The organism is Mesorhizobium sp. M7A.F.Ca.US.006.04.2.1 (assembly GCF_004022915.1).
GTDB lineage: Bacteria > Pseudomonadota > Alphaproteobacteria > Rhizobiales > Rhizobiaceae > Mesorhizobium > Mesorhizobium ciceri.
Genome location: NZ_RZQA01000947.1, coordinates 1 through 2,258, shown reverse-complemented (window position 1 = coordinate 2,258; position 2,258 = coordinate 1). Strand labels below are relative to the sequence as shown.

The 2,258-nt window shown below is 61.6% G+C and carries 2 protein-coding genes and 2 pseudogenes; all 4 read right to left on the bottom strand.

The genetic code is table 11. From position 1 onward, the window contains the following. Window positions 1–404: pseudogene (locus tag EN925_RS32630) on the bottom strand (proline--tRNA ligase); the annotation flags it as partial. A gap of 632 nt (window positions 405–1,036) precedes the next feature. Next, a complete protein-coding gene (locus tag EN925_RS32625) occupies window positions 1,037–1,321 on the bottom strand; it encodes a DUF1467 family protein (RefSeq protein WP_013531106.1) in 285 nt (94 codons plus the stop codon). Continuing rightward, entirely contained in the window at window positions 1,318–1,722 is a 405-nt protein-coding gene (mce, locus tag EN925_RS32620; protein ID WP_013531105.1) for a methylmalonyl-CoA epimerase, read from the bottom strand. The genes EN925_RS32625 and mce overlap by 4 nt, the downstream gene beginning before the upstream one ends. 110 nt (window positions 1,723–1,832) lie before the next feature. Then, window positions 1,833–2,258, bottom strand: a pseudogene (locus EN925_RS32615) (MBL fold metallo-hydrolase); the annotation flags it as partial.

Below are 2,258 nucleotides of genomic sequence, written 5' to 3'. Positions count from 1 at the left end.
ATGTGGTAGAGATTGAGCGGCAGGTCCTTGTAGGACTTCACATAGGCGCGGACGATCTCGGTGACCACTTCCTCATTGGTGGGGCCGTAGAGCATGTCGCGGTCCTGCCGGTCCTTGATGCGCAGCATCTCCTTGCCGTAGTCGTCATAGCGGCCGCTTTCGCGCCACAGATCGGCCGACTGGATGGTCGGCATCAGGATTTCCAGCGCACCGGCGCGATCCTGCTCCTCGCGGATGATGCGGCAGACCTTGTCCAGCACCCGCTTGCCGAGCGGCAGCCACGAGAAACTGCCCTGCCCCTGCTGGCGGATCATGCCGGCGCGCAGCATCAGCCGGTGCGAGACGATCTCGGCCTCGCGCGGATTTTCTTTGAGGATCGGCAGGAAATAGCGCGACAAACGCATGGGCAGGTCCGTGAGTGAGGAGGGCCGCGTCAGAATCGGCGCGACTTTGGCTTGCTTGACCCGGCTTCATAGCCATTTCAAGGCGGAATGGGAACCCGGACGCTTCGGCCCGAAAAGCGGAATCGATTTCCAAAAAACATGGGTAGCCGGGATCAGAAGCGTCGCACCGCCGTTCGCCCGTCCAGAAGACCCACGGCGCTGCAAGGCCTCCCGGTCACTGTGCGCGTCTTGGTGATCGTTCGCCAAGCAACGCCTGCCACACTATTGTGCAGTGCAGCACGAGAATGCCCGTTTCAAGGCAAAATTCTTCGTGACATTTTCATTCGCCTTAGGCTAATGTACCTCGATAACCGAGAGGGCAGAAAAAAATCTGCTCTCCTACGCGGTCAAAGTCTTGGGAGGATGCGATCTAGGCGCGGTTACTCGCTGCCGCCGGAAACCGGAAACAGATCGGACGCGTTTAAATTGCAAGGCCTCGTGCCTTGCATTTTTTTTGTGCAATCATCTGCTTAGCGCAACGCGTTGCCAAACCACCTTACCCAGCGTCAGCGCTCGTCAGGCCGCAAAACGGCACGACATTCCCGCCGAAACCCGCCCGGTTCCGACATATGAAAACGCCGTCGCTGGACAGTCTATTTAGCCGGCGTCTGGCTGAATTCCGGCACGATGTGCGGGATGTCGTTGAGGCTGTATCCCAGCCCATGCGTCAAGCCATAGAAAATGCCCATCAGGATCGCGGTGGCGATGGTGGTGCGGATCACGGCGCGCAGCATGTGAGGCCCACGCGGCGCGCTCGGAACCGTGCCGAGCGTCACGTCGTGATCGTCGTCCTGCGTCCTCACGCTGAACGGCAGCACGGCAAACAGCACCACCCACCAGGTCGCGAAAAACAGGGCTGTGAACGAAACCCAGCTCATGATTGCTCCAGTTCGATCAGCGTGCCGAAGAAATCCTTCGGATGCAGGAACAGCACCGGCTTGCCGTGCGCGCCGATCCTCGGGTTGCCGTCGCCCAGCACGCGGGCGCCGGCGGCCTTGAGCTGATCGCGCGCGGCCAGGATGTCGTCGACCTCATAGCAAAGGTGATGCATGCCGCCGGAGGGGTTCTTCTCCAGGAAGGCGGCGATCGGCGATCCCTCGCCCAAAGGCTCCAGAAGTTCGACCTTGGTGTTGCCGACATTGACGAACACCACCGTCACCCCGTGCTCCGGCAGTGCCTGCGGCGCCGTAACCTCCGCGCCGAGCGTGTTGCGGTAGGCCGCTACGGCAGCAGCCAGATCCGGCACGGCAAGCGCGACATGGTTCAGACGTCCGAGCATAGGTTTTCCCCAGGGCAGTAAGGCAATAGGGCAGTATGGCAATAGGGGAAAAGCTGACCTGCCTCGTATCGAAATCCCTACTGCCCTACTCCCTTACTGCCCCACTCCCCTCAGCGAGTGACGAACACCGTCACCAACGGCTTCTTGCCCCAGGCTTCGTTGGCGGCGCCGCGCACGGCGCGCCGCACTGCTTCCTGCACCAGGTCGAGGTCTTTTCGGCGCTGACGGGGGATCGAGTCCACCGCGCCGATTGCCGCATCGATCATCAGATCTTCCAGCGACTCGCCACGGCCATCGGCCTCGGCGACTCCGATGGCGACCAAATCGGGGTCGCCGGCAAGCTCATATTTGTCGTCCAACACGACATTGACCGCCACGTGGCCGGCAAAGGACAATTTGCGCCGGTCGCGGATGCCCATCGCCTGATCGGTGCCGATCAGTCTGCCATCCTTGTAGATACGACCGAACGGCACCTGATCCATGATGGTGGCTGGGCCGGGAGCAAGCCTGAGCATGTCGCCGTCGCGCACCTGCGC